The 21,214-nt window shown below is 68.9% G+C and carries 22 protein-coding genes; 15 read left to right on the forward strand and 7 right to left on the reverse strand.

Annotated features, from left to right (window positions below; genetic code table 11):
• Window positions 1-55: 55 nt before the first annotated feature.
• Window positions 56-847 (forward strand): SDR family NAD(P)-dependent oxidoreductase, encoded by a 792-nt coding sequence (locus IFR14_RS00315; RefSeq protein ID WP_191939893.1) that lies wholly within the window; start codon window positions 56-58, stop codon window positions 845-847.
• A gap of 58 nt (window positions 848-905) precedes the next feature.
• Here IFR14_RS00315 and IFR14_RS00320 read toward each other — a convergent pair whose 3' ends face one another.
• Both IFR14_RS00320 and IFR14_RS00325 read right to left on the reverse strand, forming a co-directional pair.
• The gene (locus tag IFR14_RS00320) at window positions 906-2,222 is read right to left on the reverse strand and encodes a DUF7507 domain-containing protein (RefSeq protein ID WP_137243011.1); all 1,317 of its coding nucleotides are present in this window, start codon (window positions 2,220-2,222) and stop codon (window positions 906-908) included.
• 229 nt (window positions 2,223-2,451) lie between these two features.
• Complete coding sequence (locus IFR14_RS00325; RefSeq protein ID WP_191939894.1) at window positions 2,452-3,342, reverse strand: MurR/RpiR family transcriptional regulator; 891 nt, start codon at window positions 3,340-3,342, stop codon at window positions 2,452-2,454.
• A 202-nt stretch (window positions 3,343-3,544) separates the two neighbouring features.
• Between IFR14_RS00325 and IFR14_RS00330 the strand changes: the two genes are divergently transcribed.
• From IFR14_RS00330 to IFR14_RS00355, 6 genes are all read left to right on the forward strand, one after another.
• Window positions 3,545-4,867, forward strand: a complete 1,323-nt coding sequence (locus IFR14_RS00330; protein WP_198425017.1) for an MFS transporter — start codon at window positions 3,545-3,547, stop codon at window positions 4,865-4,867.
• Window positions 4,864-6,027: an anhydro-N-acetylmuramic acid kinase gene (locus tag IFR14_RS00335; RefSeq protein WP_342365609.1), complete on the forward strand. Its 1,164-nt coding sequence runs from the start codon at window positions 4,864-4,866 to the stop codon at window positions 6,025-6,027. The genes IFR14_RS00330 and IFR14_RS00335 overlap by 4 nt, the downstream gene beginning before the upstream one ends.
• Window positions 6,028-6,114: 87 nt before the next feature.
• Entirely contained in the window at window positions 6,115-7,011 is an 897-nt protein-coding gene (gene murQ, locus IFR14_RS00340; protein WP_191939896.1) for an N-acetylmuramic acid 6-phosphate etherase, read from the forward strand.
• A 19-nt stretch (window positions 7,012-7,030) separates the two neighbouring features.
• Window positions 7,031-7,816, forward strand: coding sequence for a glucosamine-6-phosphate deaminase (gene nagB, locus IFR14_RS00345; RefSeq protein WP_137243006.1), 786 nt, complete (start codon window positions 7,031-7,033; stop codon window positions 7,814-7,816).
• A 160-nt stretch (window positions 7,817-7,976) separates the two neighbouring features.
• A complete protein-coding gene (locus IFR14_RS00350; RefSeq protein WP_191941192.1) occupies window positions 7,977-10,790 on the forward strand; it encodes an FAD-binding and (Fe-S)-binding domain-containing protein in 2,814 nt (937 codons plus the stop codon).
• 64 nt (window positions 10,791-10,854) lie between these two features.
• The gene (locus tag IFR14_RS00355; protein WP_191939897.1) at window positions 10,855-11,217 is read left to right on the forward strand and encodes a hypothetical protein; all 363 of its coding nucleotides are present in this window, start codon (window positions 10,855-10,857) and stop codon (window positions 11,215-11,217) included.
• Window positions 11,218-11,341: 124 nt separating this feature from the next.
• On the opposite strand, the gene IFR14_RS00360 is transcribed toward IFR14_RS00355, so the two are convergent.
• Complete coding sequence (locus tag IFR14_RS00360) at window positions 11,342-12,028, reverse strand: ankyrin repeat domain-containing protein (protein WP_137243004.1); 687 nt, start codon at window positions 12,026-12,028, stop codon at window positions 11,342-11,344.
• Window positions 12,029-12,109: 81 nt separating this feature from the next.
• A complete protein-coding gene (locus IFR14_RS00365; protein WP_191939898.1) occupies window positions 12,110-12,823 on the reverse strand; it encodes a hypothetical protein in 714 nt (237 codons plus the stop codon).
• A 132-nt stretch (window positions 12,824-12,955) separates the two neighbouring features.
• Here IFR14_RS00365 and IFR14_RS00370 point away from each other — a divergent pair, with 132 nt between their 5' ends.
• From IFR14_RS00370 to IFR14_RS00380, 3 genes are all read left to right on the forward strand, one after another.
• On the forward strand, window positions 12,956-13,792 hold the full coding sequence (locus IFR14_RS00370; RefSeq protein ID WP_137243001.1) for a hypothetical protein: 837 nt from the start codon (window positions 12,956-12,958) through the stop codon (window positions 13,790-13,792).
• A 113-nt stretch (window positions 13,793-13,905) separates the two neighbouring features.
• Window positions 13,906-15,123, forward strand: coding sequence for a Fic family protein (locus IFR14_RS00375; RefSeq protein WP_191939899.1), 1,218 nt, complete (start codon window positions 13,906-13,908; stop codon window positions 15,121-15,123).
• A gap of 51 nt (window positions 15,124-15,174) precedes the next feature.
• Window positions 15,175-15,519 carry a cupin domain-containing protein gene (locus tag IFR14_RS00380; RefSeq protein WP_191939900.1) on the forward strand — a complete coding sequence of 115 codons (345 nt, stop codon included), beginning with the start codon at window positions 15,175-15,177 and terminating at the stop codon, window positions 15,517-15,519.
• Between the two features lie 153 nt (window positions 15,520-15,672).
• Here the strand turns inward: IFR14_RS00380 and IFR14_RS00385 are convergent, their stop codons facing one another.
• The gene (locus tag IFR14_RS00385; RefSeq protein WP_137242998.1) at window positions 15,673-16,071 is read right to left on the reverse strand and encodes a hypothetical protein; all 399 of its coding nucleotides are present in this window, start codon (window positions 16,069-16,071) and stop codon (window positions 15,673-15,675) included.
• An 80-nt stretch (window positions 16,072-16,151) separates the two neighbouring features.
• Here IFR14_RS00385 and IFR14_RS21300 point away from each other — a divergent pair, with 80 nt between their 5' ends.
• On the forward strand, window positions 16,152-16,355 hold the full coding sequence (locus IFR14_RS21300; protein WP_342365610.1) for a winged helix-turn-helix domain-containing protein: 204 nt from the start codon (window positions 16,152-16,154) through the stop codon (window positions 16,353-16,355).
• 29 nt (window positions 16,356-16,384) lie between these two features.
• Here the strand turns inward: IFR14_RS21300 and IFR14_RS00395 are convergent, their stop codons facing one another.
• The gene (locus IFR14_RS00395) at window positions 16,385-16,891 is read right to left on the reverse strand and encodes a hypothetical protein (RefSeq protein ID WP_191939901.1); all 507 of its coding nucleotides are present in this window, start codon (window positions 16,889-16,891) and stop codon (window positions 16,385-16,387) included.
• Window positions 16,892-17,003: 112 nt separating this feature from the next.
• Entirely contained in the window at window positions 17,004-17,891 is an 888-nt protein-coding gene (locus IFR14_RS00400) for a MerR family transcriptional regulator (RefSeq protein ID WP_191939902.1), read from the reverse strand.
• A gap of 138 nt (window positions 17,892-18,029) precedes the next feature.
• On the opposite strand from IFR14_RS00400, the gene IFR14_RS00405 reads away from it, so the two are divergent.
• From IFR14_RS00405 to IFR14_RS00420, 4 genes are all read left to right on the forward strand, one after another.
• Window positions 18,030-18,920, forward strand: coding sequence for a hypothetical protein (locus IFR14_RS00405; RefSeq protein WP_191939903.1), 891 nt, complete (start codon window positions 18,030-18,032; stop codon window positions 18,918-18,920).
• A 32-nt stretch (window positions 18,921-18,952) separates the two neighbouring features.
• A complete protein-coding gene (locus IFR14_RS00410; RefSeq protein ID WP_191939904.1) occupies window positions 18,953-19,129 on the forward strand; it encodes a hypothetical protein in 177 nt (58 codons plus the stop codon).
• 129 nt (window positions 19,130-19,258) lie between these two features.
• A complete protein-coding gene (locus IFR14_RS00415) occupies window positions 19,259-20,188 on the forward strand; it encodes a hypothetical protein (protein ID WP_191939905.1) in 930 nt (309 codons plus the stop codon).
• Window positions 20,189-20,359: 171 nt separating this feature from the next.
• The gene (locus IFR14_RS00420; RefSeq protein WP_191939906.1) at window positions 20,360-21,157 is read left to right on the forward strand and encodes a hypothetical protein; all 798 of its coding nucleotides are present in this window, start codon (window positions 20,360-20,362) and stop codon (window positions 21,155-21,157) included.
• Window positions 21,158-21,214: the final 57 nt, after the last annotated feature.

The following is a 21,214-nucleotide window of genomic DNA, read 5'->3' on the forward strand; positions in this document are numbered from 1 at the left end:
TAGAGTGACTTGCCTGAGCAAGTGAGGCGGCGTATCGCCGACAGAGGGAGACGACATGGACCTACAACTCCGCGGCAAGACGGCGTTCATCAGCGGATCGACCGGCGGCATCGGTGCCGCCGTCGCGCGGAGGCTCGCTGCCGAAGGCGCACGCGTCATCGTGAACGGACGCTCCGAGCAGGCGGTGCAGGACGCGGTCGCCGCGCTTCGGCGCACGCACCCCGATGCCGGCCACGACGGGATCGTCGCGGATTTCGCCGATCCCGCCTCCGTCGAGCGACTGCTCGGTGACCTCGGCGCCGTGGACATCCTCGTGAACAACGTGGGCCAGTTCGGTCTCGCGGAATTCGAGGCCATCTCGGACGACGACTGGTCCCACGTCCTCGAGGTCAACCTGATGAGCGGCGTCCGGCTGTCCCGGCACGCCCTGCCAGGCATGTTGGATCGTGGCTGGGGGCGCATCCTCTTCATCAGCAGCGAGTCCGGCGTGAACATCCCCGCCGACATGATCCACTACGGCGTCTCCAAGGCGGCGATGATCGCCCTCGGCAACGGACTCGCGAAGCTGACCCGCGGCAGCGCCGTGACGGTCAACACGATCCTCGGCGGCCCGACCTACTCGGCCGGCGTCGCCACGACGATCGAGTCGATCGCCGCCGGCCAGGCCGCGCCGGTCGACGCGGTGAAGGCCTCGATCATCGGTCGCAACACCACCACTCTGCTCGAACGCTTCATGGAGCCCGAGGAGATCGCCTCGCTGGCGGCCTACCTCGCGAGCCCACTGGCGTCGGCGACGAACGGTGCAGCCCTCCGCGCGGACGGCGGAGTGCTGACCGGGATGCTCTGAACCCAGCCAAGCACTCCGCCGCTCGTCGAGATCACGTCGTCTCGCTGAGGAACTCGGCTCAGGCGTTCCGGCGGCGGACGAGCAGGAACGCCGCGCCTCCGGCCAGCAGCGCCAGTGCGCCACCCACCGACGCCCACAGCTCCGCACCCGTTCGTGCCAGCTCTCCTCCGGGACGCCCATCGGTGGGCACGACAGGAGTCACTGCCGCAGGGACGCCCGTGTACCACGAGGCATCCGACACCGACACGGTCTCCAGGTCGGGTCGTGCGGCGCCGGTCGAGTCGGCAGGGACACCGACGGCCGTCGCGGTGTTCATGTAGGGCCCGTCGATGGCCGTTCCGTTCGCGACGCAGGTCACCGACTCGCCGGGGGCGAGCAGCGCGATCACGTTGCCGCCATCACCACAGACGATGTCGGCGCCGTCGACCTGGTCGTCCGTGACGACGACCTCGGCGAGGTGGGTGTTGCCGGCGTTGCCGACCCGGTAGGTCCAGGCGACGGCGCTGTCGATCACGATCTCCGGGCCGGGTGCCTCGGTGACATCCTGATCGTTGGTGAACTTCTCCATCGAGATTGCTGGCGCGACCGCCTCGAGCGGGAGTTCGAACGCCCACCACAACCCGGACATGGGAGTGGTGTTCGGCGAGGAGCCGTTCAGCGTGATCGTGAGCTCGGAGATCTCGGTGTTGGTGGTGAAGGTCTGCGTGACGCCGTTCGCTCCGCCGGGGCACACCGAACTGATGTCGACCTGACCCGTCTGCGCATCCACCGTGACCGCGCCGGGGGTTCCGGATCCGGTGTCCGCCCGGTAGTCCAGCCAGGACCCGGCGACGTCGGAGGACAGCTGGGCACTCTCCGACGCCCCGTCGCGGCACACGTCGACGTCGTTGAACGCCAGGACCGCGCCCGCGGGAAGGGCGCCACCCTGCAGGCCGGAGAAGTCGAAGGTGTAGGTGGCGCTCCCCTCGTTGTTGAAGACCGTCCAGGAATCCGCGTACACCTGCCCGACGGGCGTCTGTTCGGCGTTGTTGAACTTGGGTCCGATCGTCGGCAGGAAGGTACCGGCATCTGTCCGACCACTGGTCGACACGGCCATCTGGACCTCGCCGATCGCTGCCGGCGGGAGCACCTTGCCGGTCGACGGGTCCGGCTCGCGGAATCGCAGTGGGTAGGTCTGGCCATCAGCCAGCGTGGTCTGGTCCATTCCGGTCAGGCCGGTCACGCCATCGCTGGTCAGGGGTGGGACGGTGGTTCCGATCGGGTGGTCCGGCGTCATCGGTGCAGACGCCGCGTGAGCCGGCGCGGCCATCAGCGTCGAGCCGACGGTGGCGAGGACCGCCAGAGTGATGAGGTTCGTCGTCCGTTTCGTGGACATGGTTCTCCTAGGGGGCGCGGTGCATGGGTGGGCCTCACCGAAGCTGTCGCGAACGCGGGTCATCGACATCCGGTGAAGGGGCGGTGCGGCGGAACGTCATGACGACGCCTCGGGGAGGACGTCAGGTCTCGCCACATATCGACTCGTTTGAGTAACTGATATGTAAGACTTTATATGACGAATGCGAAATACTCAACCGTCGTTGCGGAGTGCAACCACACGGTCGACGTCACTCGGTCGAGCGACGCTCCCGGACCGCGTCGAAGGTCCGCTGCAGCGCACCGATGGACGCTTCGGAGTCGACCTGGGCGACTCCGATGAAGAGGCAGTCGACGACCATCAGCTGTGCGATCCGGCTGCCGAGCGCTCCCGAGCGGAACGCCGTCTCCCGCGCGGACGTCTGGAGGACGATGTCCGCGCTGGTCGCCAGGGTCGACTCCGCGTGGTTGGTGATCGCGATGGTCGTCGCCCCGGAGCGGGCCGCGAGCCGGAGGTAGTCGACGGTGTCAGCGGTCGCGCCGGAGTGCGAGATCGCGACGGCGACCGCCTGCTCGTCGAGGATCGCAGCGGCGGTCCAGGCGGCATGCGGGTCGGGCCATTCGAGCGCCACGCGCCCGATCCGCGAGAGCTTCCGCTGCAGGTCGACGGCGACGATGGAGCTCGCTCCGACACCGAAGATGTCGACCCGGCAAGCGCCGGCGACCGCGGCGACCGCACGCGTGAGGGCTGCCGTGTCGAGCGCCTGTGCGGTGTCGGCGATCGAGAGGGATTCGTTCGCGGCGACCTTCGCGACGATGTCGTCGAGGCTGTCTCCGGCGACGATGTCGGGCGACTGCACGTTCGTCCCGGCGAGCGCGAGCCGCTCGCGGAGGTTCTCCTCGGTCAGGTCGTGGCGGAAGTCCTTGAAGCGGTCGTAGCCGATCTTGCGCGTGAAACGGACGACCGTCGTCGTCGACGTCGACGCCTCTTCGGCGATCTCGGCGACCGACCGCGTCGCGAAGGCGCCCGGGTCGGCGAGCAGCGATTCGGCGATCCGCCGCTCGGAGGGACGGAGTTCGTCGATACGAGCGCGCACCTCGGTGGACACCGCCCGTGATGTCCGGTGGACGTCGGCTCCCATCGGTGCTCCTCTCGACCGTCAACACTGTACCGTCGGCACCCACCGGCAGGATGTATGGAAATTACCATCCGTCGTTGAATTGTGTATGTTTGTTGCACCGACTCGCGACCAGTGCCCTCCTCAGGTGCGGACTGGCCGACACGTGTAGCGGAGTACCGCGGGTGCTGCCGGCATGCACGATCCAGGAACCAAGGGAGGTCCCGTGACCAGCTCCACACCACGCAGCGACGTGATCAGCAGCACCGCCCGACGCCGGGCCATCGTCGCCGGCAGCGTCGGCAACTTCATCGAGTGGTACGAGTTCGGGATCTACGGGTTCCTCGCCACGATCCTCGCCGCACAGTTCTTCAGTGACGGCCAGCAGACCGGTATCGAGTCGCTCATCGCGACCTACGCGTCCTTCGCGATCGCCTTCTTCTTCCGCCCGGTCGGGGCGGCGCTCTTCGGCCGGATCGGCGATCGGATCGGCCGCAAGCCGACCCTCATCCTCGTCCTGGTCATGATGTCCGGGGCGACCGCACTCATCGGTATCCTCCCGACGTACGCCTCCATCGGCATCGCGGCGCCCATCCTGCTCACGATCGTGCGCATCCTGCAGGGTCTCTCCGCCGGCGGTGAGTTCGGTGGCGCCGTCTCGGTCATGACCGAGTTCGCACCGGCCGGGAAGCGCGGCTTCTACGGATCGTGGCAGTCGTTCACGGTCGCGCTCGGACTCCTCGGCGGCGCCGGTACCGTCGCGCTGCTGGCATCCCTGCTGTCCGAAGCCGATCTGGCGGCGTGGGGCTGGCGGATCGCCTTCCTGCTCGCCATCCCCCTCGGCGCGGTCGCCCTGTTCCTCCGCCTGAAGCTCGAGGAGACCCCGGAGTTCCAGAAGGTCGCCACCGCAGACTCCACCGAGGTCGCCGAGCCGGTCGTGCGTGCGGGCGCCGCCGAGACCGCCAAGGCGATCCTCCTGGGGATCGGTCGCCTGATGGGCTGGTCCGCCGCCGGGTACACCTTCCTCGTCGTCATGCCCTCCTACCTCCAGAGCAGCCTCAACGCGTCCTTCCAGGAGGCACTGATCTCCACGGTCCTCGCGAACGCCGGCTTCGCCGCGACGATCCTCCCGGCCGGGTGGCTGTCGGACAAGATCGGTCGGCGTTGGGTGATGCTCACCGGCACCGGGCTCATCGTGATCCTGGCGCTGCCCCTGCTCAACGTGCTGCAGAACCCGGACCTCGGCGTCGGAGTCCACGGCCTCGCCGTATTCGTCGCCGGAGCGGTCGTCGGCCTGATCGCAGGCCCGGGCCCCGCCATGCTCGCCGAGATGTTCCCGACCTCCGTGCGGTACACCGGCCTCGGGCTGTCCTACTCGATCTCGAACGCCGTCTTCTCGGGCAGCGCGGGCCTCATCATCACCTCGCTGATCGCCTCGACCGGCAACGTCGACGTCCCGGCGTACTACGTGATGGCGACCTGCCTGGTGAGCGCGATCGCCATCGGCACGCTCCGCGGGAACGCCCACCGGGCGGAGCTGCGCAAGTGAGCCGCCCGATGCGCGTCATCGGCCTCATGTCCGGCACCTCGCACGATGCGATCGACGCCGCCGCAGCCGAGATCAGCGTGGACGGCGACACCCTCGTCGTCCGCCCGCTCGGGATGCTCACCGCCGGGTACGACCCGGAACTGCGAGCCGCGATCACCGCAGCCCTGCCACCGGCGACCACCAGTGTCGACGACATCTGTCGGTTGGACACGCGGATCGGGCAGGCCTTCGCCGATCTCGCGGTGCGAGCGGTCGCGGAGCTCTGCGACGGTGACGCCGACCTGATCGTCTCCCACGGCCAGACGATGTACCACTGGGTCGAGGACGGCCGGGTCGAGGGCACGCTGCAGCTCGGCCAGCCGGCCTGGATCGCCGAGCGCACCGGCTGCACCGTCGTCGCCGACCTGCGTTCGCGTGACGTCGCAGCCGGCGGGCAGGGTGCTCCGCTGGTCAGCATGATCGACGCGCTCTGGCTGGGCGGCGAGACCGCTGCGGCCGTCAACCTCGGCGGCATCGCCAACGCCACCATCGTGCGGCCGGGCCAGGACCCGATCGCGTTCGACAGCGGCCCGGCGAACGCACTCATCGACGCCGTCGTCGCCGAGTACACCGGCGGCGCCCGGCAGTTCGACGCCGACGGCGAGCTCGCCGCGCGTGGAACCGTCGACGAGGAGACGCTCGACCTCCTCCTGCGCGAGCCGTACTACCAGCGCCCCGCCCCGAAGTCGACGGGCAAGGAACTGTTCCACCTCGACTACCTCCGCGAGCAGCTCGCCGACCGTCCGACGCTTCCGATCGAGGACCTCGTCGCGACCCTGACCGAGCTGACCGCACGGACCGTCGCCGACGCCGTCCGTGGGGTGGAGCGCGTCATCCTCGCCGGCGGAGGGGTGCGCAATCCCCAGCTCGTCGCGCGCATCCGGGCTGCACTCCCCGAGGCCGACGTCGTCAGCAGCGACGACGCGGGCCTCCCGTCCGACGCGAAGGAGGCGCTCGCCTTCGCCGTCCTCGGCTTCCTGACGGTGAACGGCCAGGCGGGGTCCCTCCCCTCGGCCACCGGCGCCTCGCACGGCAGCGTCCTGGGCGCGATCGTCCCGGGGCACTCGCTCCCCGCGCGGACGCTCGACGGGCCGCCTCGCTCGCTGCGGTTCGAAGCATGACCGTCGACAGCCCCACGGACCACCACGACGGCGCCAGCCCGTCCGACCCAGAACGGAGGGCCGATCGTGCCTGAAGCATCGAGTACCTTGGCAGCGCTCTCCACCGAGGGACGCAACCCGCGCACGGTCGACCTCGACACGCTGGACACGCTCCGGCTGCTCGAGGTGATCAACGACGAGGACCGACTCGTCGCCGACGCGGTCCGAGCGGAACTGCCGAGCATCGCGCGCGCCGTGGAGCGCATCACGGAGGCTCGTCGGCAGGGTGGACGACTGATCTACCTCGGCGCGGGGACGAGCGGTCGGATCGGACTGCTCGACGCGGTCGAGTGCCCGCCGACCTTCGGCACCGACCCCTCCGAGGTCGTTGGGCTCATCGCCGGGGGCGAGCACGCCTTCGTCGTCGCCGTCGAGGGTGCTGAGGACGACATCGAGCTCGGCGCCTCGGAACTCATCGCGGCCGACCTCCGCCCCACGGACGTCGTCGTCGGTCTCGCGGCCAGCGGTCGCACCCCGTACGTCATCGGCGGCCTGCGCTACGCACGCCACCTGGGCGCGGGGACGATCGCCGTGTCCTGCAACCGGAACGCCCGGATCAGCGCCGAGGCGGACATCGCCATCGAGGTGATGACCGGCCCCGAGGCGCTCACCGGTTCGACCCGCCTGAAGGCCGGCACCGCGCAGAAGCTCGTGTGCAACATGCTGTCCACCGCGTCCATGGTGCGCTCGGGCAAGGTCTTCTCCAATCTGATGGTCGACGTGAAGCCGACGAACGAGAAGCTCGTCGACCGCGCGCAGCGGATCGTCGCCGACGCAACCGGTGTCGAACGGTCGATCGCCGACGACGCCCTGGAGCAGGCCGGCGCCCACGCGAAGACCGCCGTCGTCATGCTCCTCGCCGACGTGGACGCAGCGACGGCCGCCCGGCTGTTGGAATCGCACGACGGCGACGTCCGCTCGGCCGTGGCCGCGGCGAGCGCCTGAGCAGGAACGAGAGGACACCGTGGAGATCATCATCCTTCCCGACGCCGCCGAGGTCGGTCGCGTCGCCGGCGCGAAGATCGCGTCGATCGTCGCCGGGCGGCCCCAGGCCGTCATCGGGCTCGCGACCGGGTCCAGCCCGCAGGGAATCTACGCGGAACTGGCCCGTCGCGTGCAGGCGGGCTCGCTGTCGTTCGCCGAAGCGCGCGGCTTCGCGCTGGACGAGTACGTGGGCATCCCCGCCGACCACCCCGAGTCGTACGCCAGCGTGATCGCGCGTGAGGTCGTCGCCCCGCTCGGCTTCGACCCCTCGCGCGTCCGCGTCCCGGACGGTCGCGCCGCGGACCTCGCGGCCGCCGCGAAGGAGTACGACCGGGCCATCGCGGAGGCCGGCGGCATCGACGTGCAGATCCTCGGCATCGGGTCGAACGGACACATCGGGTTCAACGAGCCCACGTCGTCGTTCGCGTCCCGCACGCGCATCAAGACCCTGGCACCGAAGACCAGACAGGACAACGCCCGCTTCTTCGACTCGCCCGACCAGGTGCCGACCCACTGCATGACGCAGGGACTCGGGACCATCCTCGAGGCGCGCGAGCTCGTGTTGGTCGCCCAGGGGGCGGGGAAGGCCGACGCCGTCGCGGCCGCCGTCGAAGGACCGCTCAGCGCGTTCGTCCCCGGGTCGGCACTCCAGTTGCACGAGCACGCGACCGTCATCGTCGACGAGGCGGCGGCATCAGGGCTGCGGTTGTCGGACTACTATCGCTACACCTACGACAACCGGCCGGACTGGCAACGCTTCGAATGAATCGGCCGGGCGATGGCCGACGACGCCCCATCCTCTGAGGCGTCCGGCCACCGCAGCCGCAACCCAGCACCCCACTCCCCTGCACCCCGCTGACGCCCGCATTCGAGAAGGAAGCCTCGTGGCACACCCGACCACCGTCCCGTCCCTCATCACCGAAGCCATGGGCGAAGCCGTGGGCGACCCCTCCCGGATCCGCACCCGGGCGATCGACCTGGCCGCGTACGCCGGGGATGCATCGCACTACCTGCTGACGCCCGAGGCGGTCGTCATCGCGGAGAGCGCTGCCGAGGTCGCGGCGATCCTCCGGGCGGCGACGCGGTCCGCCGCGCCCGTCACGTTCCGGTCGGGCGGTACCAGCCTGTCCGGTCAGGCGTCCGGTTCCGGCATCATCGTCGACACGAGGCAGCGGTTCAAGTCCATCGAGGTCCTCGACGACGGCAAGCGCGTCCGGGTGCAGCCAGGGGCGACGGTGGCGCAGGTCAATGCGCGACTCACGCGACTCGGCTACCGCCTCGGCCCCGACCCGGCGAGCGAGGTCGCGTGCACGATCGGCGGCGTCATCGCGAACAACTCCAGCGGCATGGCCTGCGGGATCGACGAGAACACCTATCGGACACTGGAGTCGATGGTGTTCGTCCTCCCGTCCGGCACCACGATCGACACGGCCGATCCGACGGCCGACCGACAGCTCCACGAAGCGGAACCGGAGCTCGCCGAGGGGATCGAGCGCCTGCAGCGCCGCGTGCGATCCAACCCGGCCTCCGTCGCGTCCATCGAGCGCCAGTTCTCCCTGAAGAACACCATGGGGTACGGCATCAACGCGTTCCTCGACTTCGAGTCGCCCGTGGACGTCCTGCAGCACCTCATCATCGGCTCGGAGGGCACGCTGGCGTTCGTCGCCGAGGCGACCTTCCGCACCGTCCCCATCCTCCCGCTGGTGTCGACGGCGCTGGCCGTGTTCCCCTCCCTCGATGCGGCGACGCGCGCGCTGCCCGAGCTGGTCGCGTCCGGAGCCGCCACGCTCGAACTCATGGACGCCACGTCCCTGACGGTCGGGCAGCGTCTCCCCGGCAGCCCGGCGGAGATCCAGGGGTTCACGCCGCAGGATCACGCGGCGCTCCTCGTCGAGTACCGCTCCGAGGACGCCGTCGAACTCAGGGACCGCGCGACGGCGGGCGGTGTGCTCCTGAACGGTCTGGACGTGCACGCGCCGGTGGTGTTCTCGAGCGATGCCTCCCAGCGGTCACGGGCGTGGGCACTCCGGAAGGGTCTCTACGCCTCGGTCGCGGGAGCACGCCCCTCCGGCACCACGGCCCTGCTCGAAGACATCGTCGTCCCGACCGCCGCCCTCGCAGACACCTGCGCGAGCCTGCAGGAGCTCTTCGTGCAGCACGCCTATCGCGACTCGGTCATCTTCGGCCACGCGAAGGACGGCAACATCCACTTCATGCTGACCGACCGGTTCGAGGGCGACGCCGCGCTCGGCCGGTTCAACGGCTTCACGGAACAGATGGTCGACCTCGTCCTCGCGGCGGGCGGCAACCTGAAGGCCGAGCACGGCACGGGTCGCGCCATGGCACCGTACGTCCGCCGACAGTACGGCGATGAACTGTACGGGGTGATGCTCGAGCTGAAGCAGTTGGTCGACCCGGCCGGGGTGATGAACCCCGGCGTGCTGATCGACGAGGATCCCAAGGCACACCTCCAGGGGATCAAGCTCCAGCCGACCGTCGAGGAGGAGGTCGACCGCTGCGTGGAGTGCGGGTACTGCGAACCCGTCTGCCCGAGTCGCGACCTGACGCTGACGCCGCGGCAGCGCATCGTCGTCCGCCGTGCCGAGGAGTCCGCTCGCGCTCGCGGGGACATCGCCCTCGCGGAGGAGCTCGCGGACGACTACGACTACGCCGGCGTGCAGACCTGTGCCGTCGACGGGATGTGCCAGACGGCGTGCCCGGTCCAGATCAACACGGGCGCGCTGGTCAAGCGCATCCGGCGCACCGAGGCGGCTCCGGTCGCCGCCGCGGGCTGGAAGGCTGCTGCCACCGGTTGGGGGCCGGTCACGAGGATCGGTTCGGTCGCGCTCTCCGGCGCGAAGCTCCTGCCGGCTCCGGTGGTCGGTGCGGTGACAGACGTCGCGCGTGCCGTGCTCGGCGCGGACACCGTGCCGAAGTACTCGGGCGATCTGCCGGGCGGCGGACGCTCGCGGAAGGCACTCGGTCGGACGGTGGGCGCCGGTGACGGTCCGACCGTCGGCATCTACGTCCCGGCGTGCGTGAACAGCATGTTCGGCGCGGCGGACGGCGGGGACGGCGTCATGGGCGCTTTCACCCGACTGCTCGAGCGGGCGGGCCTGAGCATGATGGTCCCCGACGGCGTCGAGTCGATCTGTTGCGGCACCCCGTGGTCGTCGAAGGGGTTCGCGTCCGGTGCTGCGGTGAACGAGCAACGCACGGTCGAACGCATCCGAGCGGCCGTGGCCGACAGTGGGCTCGTGGTCGTCAGCGACGCGTCGAGCTGCACCGAGGGCTTCGCGAAGCTCCTCAGCGAGAGCGGCGTGGTCGTCGAGGACGCGGTGGCCTTCGCCGCCCGTGAGATCTTGCCCCGGGTCGACGTGTCAGCGCAGATCGAGCAACTCGTCCTGCACCCGACCTGCTCCTCACGACAGATGGGCCTCGACCCGGATCTCGTGCTGATCGGCGAAGCCGTGGCCGAGCGCGTGCACGTCCCGGACGACTGGGGCTGCTGCGCCTTCGCGGGCGACCGCGGCATGCTGCACCCCGAGCTGACGGCGTCCGCGACGAAGGCCGAGGCCACCGAGGTCGCCGCCCTCGGCGCCGATGCGCACGCATCCTGCAACCGCACGTGCGAACTCGGGATGACCCGTGCGACGGGCGAGGACTACCGCCACGTGCTCGAGCTGCTCGACGCCGCGTCGTCAGCGCCCGCGGGCAGCGCGTCCGTCGGCCCGCGCTGATCCCCGCACCGGGTTGCCGGCCGGTTGGACCGACCTGTCACGATCCCACCAGTTGGTGTCACGTATGCGCGTTAAGTGTCACTACGTGGCCGGGCTGGCGTCCGTCGTGGCGATGGGCGTGCGCGCGTTCCTCCCGTCGACCGTCCACGAGCGGGTCGACGGCGATGATCATCCCGGATACACCACCGTGTGCTCATCCGTGGTCGTCGCCGTCTGGCCCCGCGAGCTCGGCGCGGGAGGCGACCGGATGGTCGCTCGCGGGATCGTCTCGACAGACACCTCGGAGCCGCCCTACGACGTCTGCGCCAATCGGCGCTCCCTCTCCGCCGCGGGGATGGCTGTACTCGCCATCCCAGCCAGCTCGCTGCTCGTCCTCGCCGGGGGCTCCGTTCGCCCGGCCCGCCGCGCCGGAACACGCATCCGGTGACCGTGGATGACGACCCGGACCGGCATCCAGCGAGGAGGTGATCGTCGACAGACCGACGACCAGGGCTTCCAAGCCGAATGACCCCGCACTCCACTGCCCCCACCATGGGCAGGGCAGGCGTCGACTACGGTGCGGGATCCGGTCGCGCGTCACCTGCGAGGAAAGCCCCGACGAGTTCGGTCTCGTAGTAGGTGCTCAACGACATGTCCAGTTGCGGCTCTCGGAGTGCCGGGTCGGCCCCACGCTGGCGGAGGAGGTCGAAGATCCGCGAGAGGTCTTCGACGAGCTCCGGGTTCAACGGTCTGCCGTCTCGCGCATCGGGCTGTCCGTGCGGCCTGCGAGGAAGGACGTCGTGTGCTGCGCGTGCGGCGCGACCGAGCGGCGTGCATCCTTTCGAATCCACTGCGCGTACATCGGCGCCCGCATCGAGCAGCGCCACGACGACGCTGTACGCGTCGTCCGACTTCGATGCGCTGTTCACCGTTCGGAACGCTCGCTCCGACTGCGCAGTGAACGTCTGACGCATCCAGCGTGAGCGTTGCACTGCAGCCACGAGCGCATCGTGGAGCACAGGTTTGGCCCATCCACTCGGCGAATCGACGTCGACGAACCCGGGATCGGCGCCGCTCGCCAGCAAGAAATGCGCGATGGCGAATTCGCCGGAACGGACTGCCACCTGCAGAGTGGATTGTCCGGCGTACTGCTTCGGCGTACCCGCGGCGACGGCTCCGACGACCGACGGATCCTGTGCGATCCGGTCTCGGACCTGCTGCTCGGCCCCGTTGACGATGTCCGTGAAGATTGCGCGCATGGCCCCATCCTCACCCACTCGGTGGCCGGTCTCGTGTCCGACGCTCTGTGGCGGACACGAGACCGACTCTCGACAGACCGATCAGTGACCGGGCCCACCGTAGGCGGCGTCGGCGACGAAACCGCAGGACGCCTCCCAGGTGCTCTGCTCCGACTCGGGGAAGGAGTAGTCGTAGCCGGTGGCATCCAACTTCCACTGGTGGCTCTCCTCCGGAGACAGGCCGTCGGGCATCCCGGTCGCCTGCTGACCTTCGGGATACGGGTAGGCCTGGAGCGTCATGTCGACGGCGCCCACGAACTCGTGGCCGCGGTCGGCCATGCATGAGCGCATCGCATCGATCCAGCCCTGATACTGCGTCGCGAACGCCAGCGCCGTGGCACGCTCCTCCTCGGTCGGCACGTAGGCCGCCTCGGCAGCAGCGGTCGCCGCGTCCCGCTCCTCACGACAGGGGACCGCGGCCGCCTGCCAGGCGTCCTGGTCGGCCTCGCTCAGACCTGGCGGCATCCCGTCGAAGCTGGTGTCGTCGAACCCGAACCCCGCTTCGGTCATGCAGGACGCCATCGCGGCTGTACCAACCTCGAAGAATCGCTGCCAGAGGCCCTGCAGGTAGAACTCGTTGATGTGCGTGGACTCGGTGGGCGGCGTGGTCGCGGTCGGCGTCGCGCTCTCGGTCGGCGTCGCGGTCGCCTCCGCCTCCGCGGAGCTCGCCACGGCGTTAGCCGCCACACCGCCGAGTCCGCCGGCGACCACCAGTCCGGACGTGAGCAGTACCAGGATCTTCTTGCGAATCATCATCTCCCCCAATGTTCATGGAACGTGTTTATAGGAAGATAGCTTCCCCAAGCGGATGTCGCAACCGGTTACTGAGTCGGAACACGTCTCTCGGCCACTCGTCGAGCAGTGCGGCGGTGCCTCTACCCTGGTTCTGTGAGCATTCCTCGGAACGACAGTGGGCCGGTGCGTGGCTGGCTCGGCCCGGATTGGGAAGCGAGCGTCGATCCTCGCCGCCTCGACGAGTTGCGGTGGAGCATCGAGCAGGAGATCAGCACCCTCGGCGGCTTCCGTCGCCGGTTGAAGACTGAAGGCGAGTACTCCATACTCGGGCTGGTGCTCGGGATCCCGTTCCTGATCCCACAGGTCTTCGGACTGGTCGATGCCTTCACGACAGCATCCGAGCCCGGCATCGGCGTGCTCGGGGAATGGCTCTCGAGGCCGGCCGTGGCAGGGTGGGTCGCCACGGGCCTCCTGCTGATCGCCATCTCGGTGGTGTCGATACAGGTCCGTCTCCGGCGAGAGTTCGGGATCTTCCGCAAGGACGGCTGGGTCGCCCTGCAGGCACCGAGCGGCCTCGCCGAATGGGGTGGCGAGGGTTCGCCCACCATCACGTACGACCAGCGTCTGGTCGGCGGCAGGGGTGAAGCTCGCGCTCGTGATCTCCAGAAGCCGTTCATGCTCGTCTCAGGCCCGCGGATGCCGACGTGGGTGTTCGCGGGCGCCCTGCGCACGGTCCGCGCGGCCACGGTGGCGCGTGCATTCGACATCCACCGACTGGCGGTGCTCAAGCAGCAGATCGGCGTCTTTCGCGCCATTCCCGCGACGGTGGTGTTTCCACAAGCGGACGGTTGCCTGTTCGGCGCCCAGGACGAGGGACCGCTCACCGTGGCCCTTCCGCGACCAGTGAAGGGCGGGCAGCGGATCCGCCTCGCCCGGGTCAAACTCACCCGCGCCGAGCGGGAGAGCGTCACGATCGGCCATCCGTCCTGATCGCTGATGTACCCGAGGCCGTCCCGACCGTGGTGATCGCCGTCGCGTTCACCATGCTCGGGATCGCGATCTGTATTCGGGTTAATTTCAGTAAACCCGAATAAGGTAGCGCCATGATCTCGCCTACCGACTCCGCAGGGCTGGAACGGTCCTGGCCGGCGACGAATTACGAACCGCGGCCATGGACGCACGACAGCGACGCGGTCGCGCCCAAGCGACGCCGCCGGTCGGCCGCGGGCCCATATCAGGCGGCAGTCCCTCCCCTCATCGCTCATCTGTCCGTCGAGCTGCCCGCGGACCTCGTGGCTGCAAGCGAGGACGCCGGCCGTGAGCTGACCCGCTTCGACGCCGAGGTCGGTACGCTCGCAGCTCCGTTCTCGTCGATCCTGCTGCGGACCGAGAGCGCATCGAGCTCTGAGGTGGAACATCTCACCTCGAGCGCGAAGCAGGTGGCGCTCGCCGAGATCGGCGACTCGACGTCGGTCAACGCCAAGCTCGTCGTACAGAACGTCGCCGCCGTGGAGGCGGCCGTAACCCTGGCGGATCATCTGGACCCGAAGGCGATCCTCACGATGCACCGCGCACTGCTGGATCGGTCCGATCCCGACATCGTGGGTCGGTGGCGCGACGACCAGGTGTGGATCGGCGGAACCGGCTTCTCCCCGCACGGCGCCGCATTCGTCCCCCCGCATCAGGATCGTGTGCCTGAGCTCATGGCGGATGTGATGGCGTTCGCGAACCGTCTCGATGTGCCCGTCATGGCGCAGATCGCGATCGCTCACGCTCAGTTCGGGACGATCCACCCCTTCCCGGACGGCAACGGACGCACTGGCCGCGCGCTCGTGCAGGGCATGCTGCGGGCAGCTGACGTGACGAGGAACGTCACTGTACCCGTGTCCGCTGGCCTGCTCGGCGACACTGACCACTACTTCCGCGCGCTCACGGCGTACCGATCCGGTGACCTGCGCCCGATCATCGAGACGATGACGGAAGCCGCGTACGCGGCGGTCGCCAACGGCCGAACGCTGGAGCGCGACATCACGTCGATCGCAGAGCGGTGGGACGAAACCGTGAAGGTGCGCAGCGATTCATCCGTGCAGCGTCTGAAGCAGCTGCTCCTGCGGCAGCCGGTGATCACGACGTCGCTGGTGGCATCGACCCTGGGGCTGCACTTCTCGACAGCGGACACCTCGGTGCAGAAGCTCGTCGACGCCGGGATCCTCGTCCAGTCCAGCGCCGGCCGACGGAACCGCCACTGGCAGGCCAGCGAGGTCCTGCAGGCGCTGGACGAGTTCGGCGCACGGGCCCGTCGTCGTCGGGGAGGTTCCTGACCTCTGGTCGGCCCGGCGCCGCCGAGCACCGACCACTGGCATCATCGACCCATGAGTGAATCCCCGATCGAACGAACGACCCTGAGCACGGTGACGCTCGATGGGGCTCCGAGCTTCGCCTCCGTCGAAGTGCGACGCATCACGATCGCCCCCGACTTCCACGTCGGGCCGCACTGGCACAACGGCCCGGTCTTCGGCACCATCGAAACCGGCTCCGTGAACTTCCAGGTGGGGGCTGGGCCTCGGACCGTCCTGCGCGCCGGCGACACCTTCCACGAGCCGGCTGACGAGACGATCGTCTTCGACGCGACCGACGAGGGCGTCACCTTCCTCGCATGGTTCCCGCTGCCGGCCGGCGTCGAGCCGGAACTGACGATGGGCGAAGTGCCCGCCTGACGATGGGCGAAGTGCCCGCCTGACGTCCGACCAAGCGGCATTGGGCGTGGACGTGACGGTCGGTGTCGGAGGTGTCGGACCCGCACGAATCCGGGTCTGACCGCGGACGGGCCCCGAGAGGTCTCCCGGGGCCCGTCATCGCACCGTGTGCGCTTACGCGACGCAGGACTTCAGTCCGTAGACGGAAGCAGCCAGGCCCACGTAGGCGACGACGCCGGTACCGGCCGTCTGGACGATGCCGTACGCCGACGCGCCGGTGCCGACGACGGCGACCAGGCAATCCATGTTGATGGCGTTCGGATCGGCGATGGTCCCGTGTCCGGTCAGCGCGATGGTCTCGATCTGCTTGCCGTTGATGTACTTCTGCAGGTACGAGCCCTTGCAGGTGCTCAGCGCCGCGCCCTTGGTCATGCTGTAGGACGAGCCGTCGGTGCCGACGCAGACGTATTCGTACTGCCCAGCGGGTTCGGCGTTCGCGGCGCCCGCCGCGCCGACGGTCAGCCCCATCGCTGCGACCGCGGTGATCAGGATCCGAGAGAACTTCGTACGCATCAGAGATACTCCTTTGTCTCGTTTGTTTCCGAAGCCGACACCGTACCCACCCGTCGTCGCTTGAAGTCAAGGACGAAGGCGTGTTACTCGCGGGCGCGCGTCCCACTTCGACGATCCGCGCGCCAGCCCGGCCCGATCGTGGCCACGGGACCGACCGCTGGATCGGAGGCCGCACCATCGACACCCACGTGAAGAACCTCCGGGCCAAGATCGAGTCCGATCCGCAGCAGCCCACCCGCCTCGTCACCGTCTACGGGGTCGGGTGCACCCTCCACGCGGGCTGAGCGAGGCCCGGACGCCTCGCGCCGCTGGCTCAGGTCAGGACAGGCAGCGCCCAGAAGCTCAGCACGGCACCCGAGACGAGCACCAGCCCGGCAGCACACACGAGGCCCGCGCTGATCCTCCTGGCGAGACCGAGACGTCGACGCAGGCGGGTGACGGTCTCCACGTGCATCGCGAGTTCTGCTGCGAAACGACGGCGCAAGGCGTCGTCTGCCGGTGTGGTCGGAGCGGCGGCCGTCGGCTCGGACAGCCGCTCCACGACGCGGGCAGAGGCGTCGATCCGCAGCTGCACCGCTCCCGCGACCTGCTGGACGACGACTACGACAGCCAAGAGCGACGCCCCGAGCGAGATCACGATGACCGGCAGGGTCTGCGCCAGCTCCTCCTCCGAATAGTCGTCCAGTGGGCCCACAGCCGCCGCCGTTGCGACGAAACCGACGCCCAACACAGCCAGGAGTACGACCAGTGCTCCGGGCCAGGTGGAGAGCGGCTCATCGACGAGTTTCCGGAAGCCCTGGATGTTCTGCGTCTGCTCCATGCACCGAACCTACCCGTGTCGGTGACACCGAGCAGCGCGGATGATCAGGTCATGAAGACGATGACGGGCGCGGTGACGCCCAGTCGCGACACGGACGATCGCGGTCGACGACTCAGCGTTCGACCGGTGGCGCGACGTCGAGCGCATCGAGTTCCAGGACCAGTTCCATGCACCGCAGGCGTGCGCGGGAGAAGTCGTAGGGCATCATCCGGACGGCCTCGGTGAGGCCCGTCGAGCCGCACGTCGAGCCTGCGCCGTCCTCGTCGTCGGGAAGGGGGTGGGACTCGTCCCACGCGTCGAAGCGGTCGTCGTCAGTCTGCGCCAGACCGGAGTCCTCGATGACCGTGCGGAGGGCCGCCTCGAAGGCATGCCGTTCGGCGGCGATCTCCGCCACCCGGGGGTCGTCGACAGCGACCGTGTCGTCGAGTGCTGCTTCGGCGGCGTCGACCCGGTCGGACTCCTCCCGCAGCTCCGGGTGGGTTGCCAGGGCGATGAACCGCGACGCCTGGACGGACGCGCCGAGCCCGCCGAAGATCCGTTCGGTCACGAGCAGGGTGTCCAGGTCGTCCTGCCGCAGAGCGCCCTCGGGCAGGTCTGTGAGGCGGTCGCTCACGACGTCGGAGAGCAGCCCCAACCTGCTGCCCTGCGCACGCATGCGTTGCACGGCGGTCCGCTGCTGCTCGAGTTCCGCCTGCCGAGCGATGAGGGAGCCCTCCAGGCGGTCCAGGATGCGCGCGACATCGTCGTCGGTGTCGGCGCCGCCGTCCGCGAAGGCGTCGCGGATGTCGTCGAGGGCGATGCCGGCGTCTGCCATCCGACGGATCCACAGCAGCCGGATCATCTCGTCGTAGCCGTAGCGGCGGCGACCGTCACTCCCCCGCTCGGGCTCAGGGAGCAGACCGATCTGGTGGTAGTGACGGATCGCCCGTGGGGTGGTGCCGACGAACGCAGCGGCGCCTCCGATCGTGACCTGGCGCGGTGGGGTGAAGGACGAGAACATGTGGGGGCCTTCCTCGGTGGGCGGAATACGTCCACTGCACCACATGACGCTACGGCAGGTGCAAGTCCGCGCACGATGTGGCGTCCAGTTGCTCACGCGTTCCGTCGGACCCCGGCCAGTGAGCGGCCCGCCGCCGCCGTGATGATGGGGAGCGGTCCCCATTCGCTCGGCAGAGCGGGACCAGTACTGTTTGGCCATGGGGAATCGCATCACACTTGTCGGATTGAACCAGTGAGTCTCCGGGGCGCACCGCCAGTGGAGGTGCCGAGCGCGACCGCGAGGCCACAGATCAGACGTTCGGTACGGGTTGCGCGCCTCGCCGCCGTCGTCTGCGCCGTCGCGCTCGCGCTCACGGCCTGCGCACGTCCCATCGACACGGACGATTCCGACAGCATCGCGCTCGTCGAAGCGTTCATCGCACACCTCGAGGCGGGTGAAGCGACCGCGGCCGCAGCCTTGACCAGCATCGACTTCCCCGAGGAGTTCATCGACGACGACTTCTACCGCGCGTCCGACGCGCTCCCATCTGACGCGCGCATCGTCAAGACGACGGGCTATGACGCAGGTGGGTTCACCGCCACCGTCGACTACACACTCGAGGGCGCCGAGGGAACCGGACGGCTCGAACTCCGGGTCGTTCCTGACGACGGAGAACTCAGGATCGCCAGCTGGCGAGGGGACGGCCCGATCACGATCAGCCGCATGGAGTCGGTCGGTACCGTGACCGTCAACGATCAGCTGAAATACGTGCTCGCTGAGGACGGAAACGAGTTGCAGCTGCTCCCCGGCGCCTATGCCGTGGCCTTCGAGGATCCGACCGGCTTGGTGAAGCTGATCGGGAAAGAGGATGCGTTCACCGCGTACGTCCCGGATCTGGTCGATGCCGATGGACAGGCCACGGGAGACGGCTTCAGCTTCTCGCCGGCGTTCATGTCAGACGTGGAAACCGGACTGGCCGCGGCGATCGAGGGGCTGCAGGCGGCATGCGGGCCGAGCACTTCGTCGGACCGTCCTGTCCGGAAGAGCTGACGAGTGTGCTGCCAGGACCGCTCGGTGATGCGGTGACGGCTGAATGGTTCCGCGAGCCGGGTCCGGAGATCGTGTTGATCGACGGCGAGTATCACGCCACGTCGGCGTTCCGGATCCGCTTCTCCGACGACGCCCTGCCCATCCTGACCGTCTCCTACACAGGAGTGTTGACCCGTGACGCTGCTGGCGCCATCGCCTTCACCCGCTGAGGTGCTGGGCCTCTTTAGCCGGTCCACGGTGGGCTCGTCCTGCGGGCTGTCAAACCCGGCGCGGCCCCACCGGGCACACGTCCTGTCAGCACACCGGATGAGCCGGTGTCCCCGATTGCGAGGAACCCCATGATCACGAGCATCGAGATACTCGGCACTGAGGAGCTGCTGCTGCAGCGGAACCCGCGCGCCGCAGCCGTGCACCAGGCGATCGCGGCTCGCGGCCGCGAAGCGGTGATCGCGCTGAACGAACGATTCGACGACCCGTCGGACGATGCCGCGATGAAACGACTCGACACCGAGCTCGAGGCGATCGTCGAGCGGAGCGTCAGTGAGTACGTCCGTCAGGCCAGTGGGCTGTTCAGTGCCGAAGACGTCGACCTGTGGACCGCGAAGATCAGCCGGGTGCCCGGCAGCTATGTCGGACGAGCGGCGGCCGTGGGCGTGCCCGGAGCCCTGCTGCTGATGGAGTCCGTGGAAGAGGCGGAGTCGGAGGAGAACAGCACCTTCGTCTCACTCGACGACACCCTTGCCAACATCGCGGGGTATTGCCAGTGCGGCTACGCCACGAGCCGCATCGTGCCCAGGCAACTGTGCCGCCTCTGCTCCGGCGGCGTGCTGATCGCGTGGAGGACCGAGGAGGACCAGGTCATGGTGACAGCCCCAAAGGTCCGTTCCGAGCTGCACGCAGTGTTCGAGGAGTTGCTCGACGAGCTCGCCACCATCCACCTCGCGACGGGCGACGCCTCGGCCGAGACCCCTGCGCGCCGTCGAGCGGGCAATGCCGGGATCACCCGGGTGAACGAGACCTATGCCGAGGAGATCGCGATGCTCGACCTCACGCGATGGCGGGAACTCAGCGATCTGAACCAGCTCAGCCAGATCACGGCGGTGACGGCTCACGCGAAGCACTGGTCGCAGTGGGGTCTCGGATCGGCGCGGTTGGCGATGTTGGCGATGCAGAGCGATCCGGAGATCCAGGCACGGATGCGCCGGATCGCCGGCAGCCGGCCCGCTCCGAAGCCCTCGCTGTTCGAGCGGCTCTTCTCCCGACGATGATGTCCGCGACGGCGACGATCAGACCTCGTGCGGCCGCCGTCGGCACCGGCCGCCTCCGCCGACGCAGGTCGGCCACCCAGGAAGTGGTGTGAGATGTTCTTCCAGCCAACCCTTCGCGAGCCTCGACCGAGATCGCCACGCACCCGCCGCAGTAGGGCCGGCCGGATCGCCGTGCTCGTCCTCCTCATCGCCATGGCCTGCATCGCAGCGATGATCCTGTACTCCTGCTCGACGATGAGGATCGCCTCCTGGCGGGTGACGCCGGTCCTCCAGGAGGTCGTCGGCGATCACGGCACCGTCTCGGCGTACGCGAAGGAGTTCACCTACAGCTCCGGCTCGAGCTGCACCCTGTCGGTGGACCTCGACGAGGACATCACGGTCGATCAGACGGCGACGGTCCTGCAGTCACTCGCACCCACCGACCGCTTCGCACCCTGCGACATCAGCACCGTCGAAACGGCCGCCCGTTCGACCGTGTTCGCCGAGAACTGGAACACCATCTCCGACGACGGCTGGGTGTCGGTCGCCGACCACCTTGCCGAGCCGGGGCCGATCACGCTGTACTTCGCCATCGACGCCCCCGCCCATCTGGACGCTTCCGAGCGGGGACGGTACACCGACTTCGTCGACCTGCTCCGTCAGCACACGACCGGCGACCGCCTCGAGGACACCGTCGGTCCCGTCCGGTGGACCCTGACCTGGGACAGCGGCACCGGCGCCTACAAGGGCGTGCGCATCACCACTGACGAGACACCGCCCGCCGCGCTCGCCGAATTCCTCGAAGCGCTCACCATCCCGTTCCAGGGATCATCGGGCCTGGACAGCATCATCTACACCGTCGCCGACGGCGAAACCACGCTCCACGCCAACCTCAGCAAGCCGGATGACCAGGTCACCGCTGCCATGCAAGCGGCGTTCGCAGTCTCCGGACTCCCCGGCGAGCTCACGATCAACCCGCCAGCAGCCTGAGCCGTCCGAGCCGAACGCGCCGCCGCTGAACGCAGTCTGGATGGATGGACCGACCCG

This window comes from Plantibacter sp. CFBP 8775 (assembly GCF_014839505.1).
Taxonomy (GTDB): Bacteria; Actinomycetota; Actinomycetes; order Actinomycetales; family Microbacteriaceae; genus Plantibacter; species Plantibacter auratus.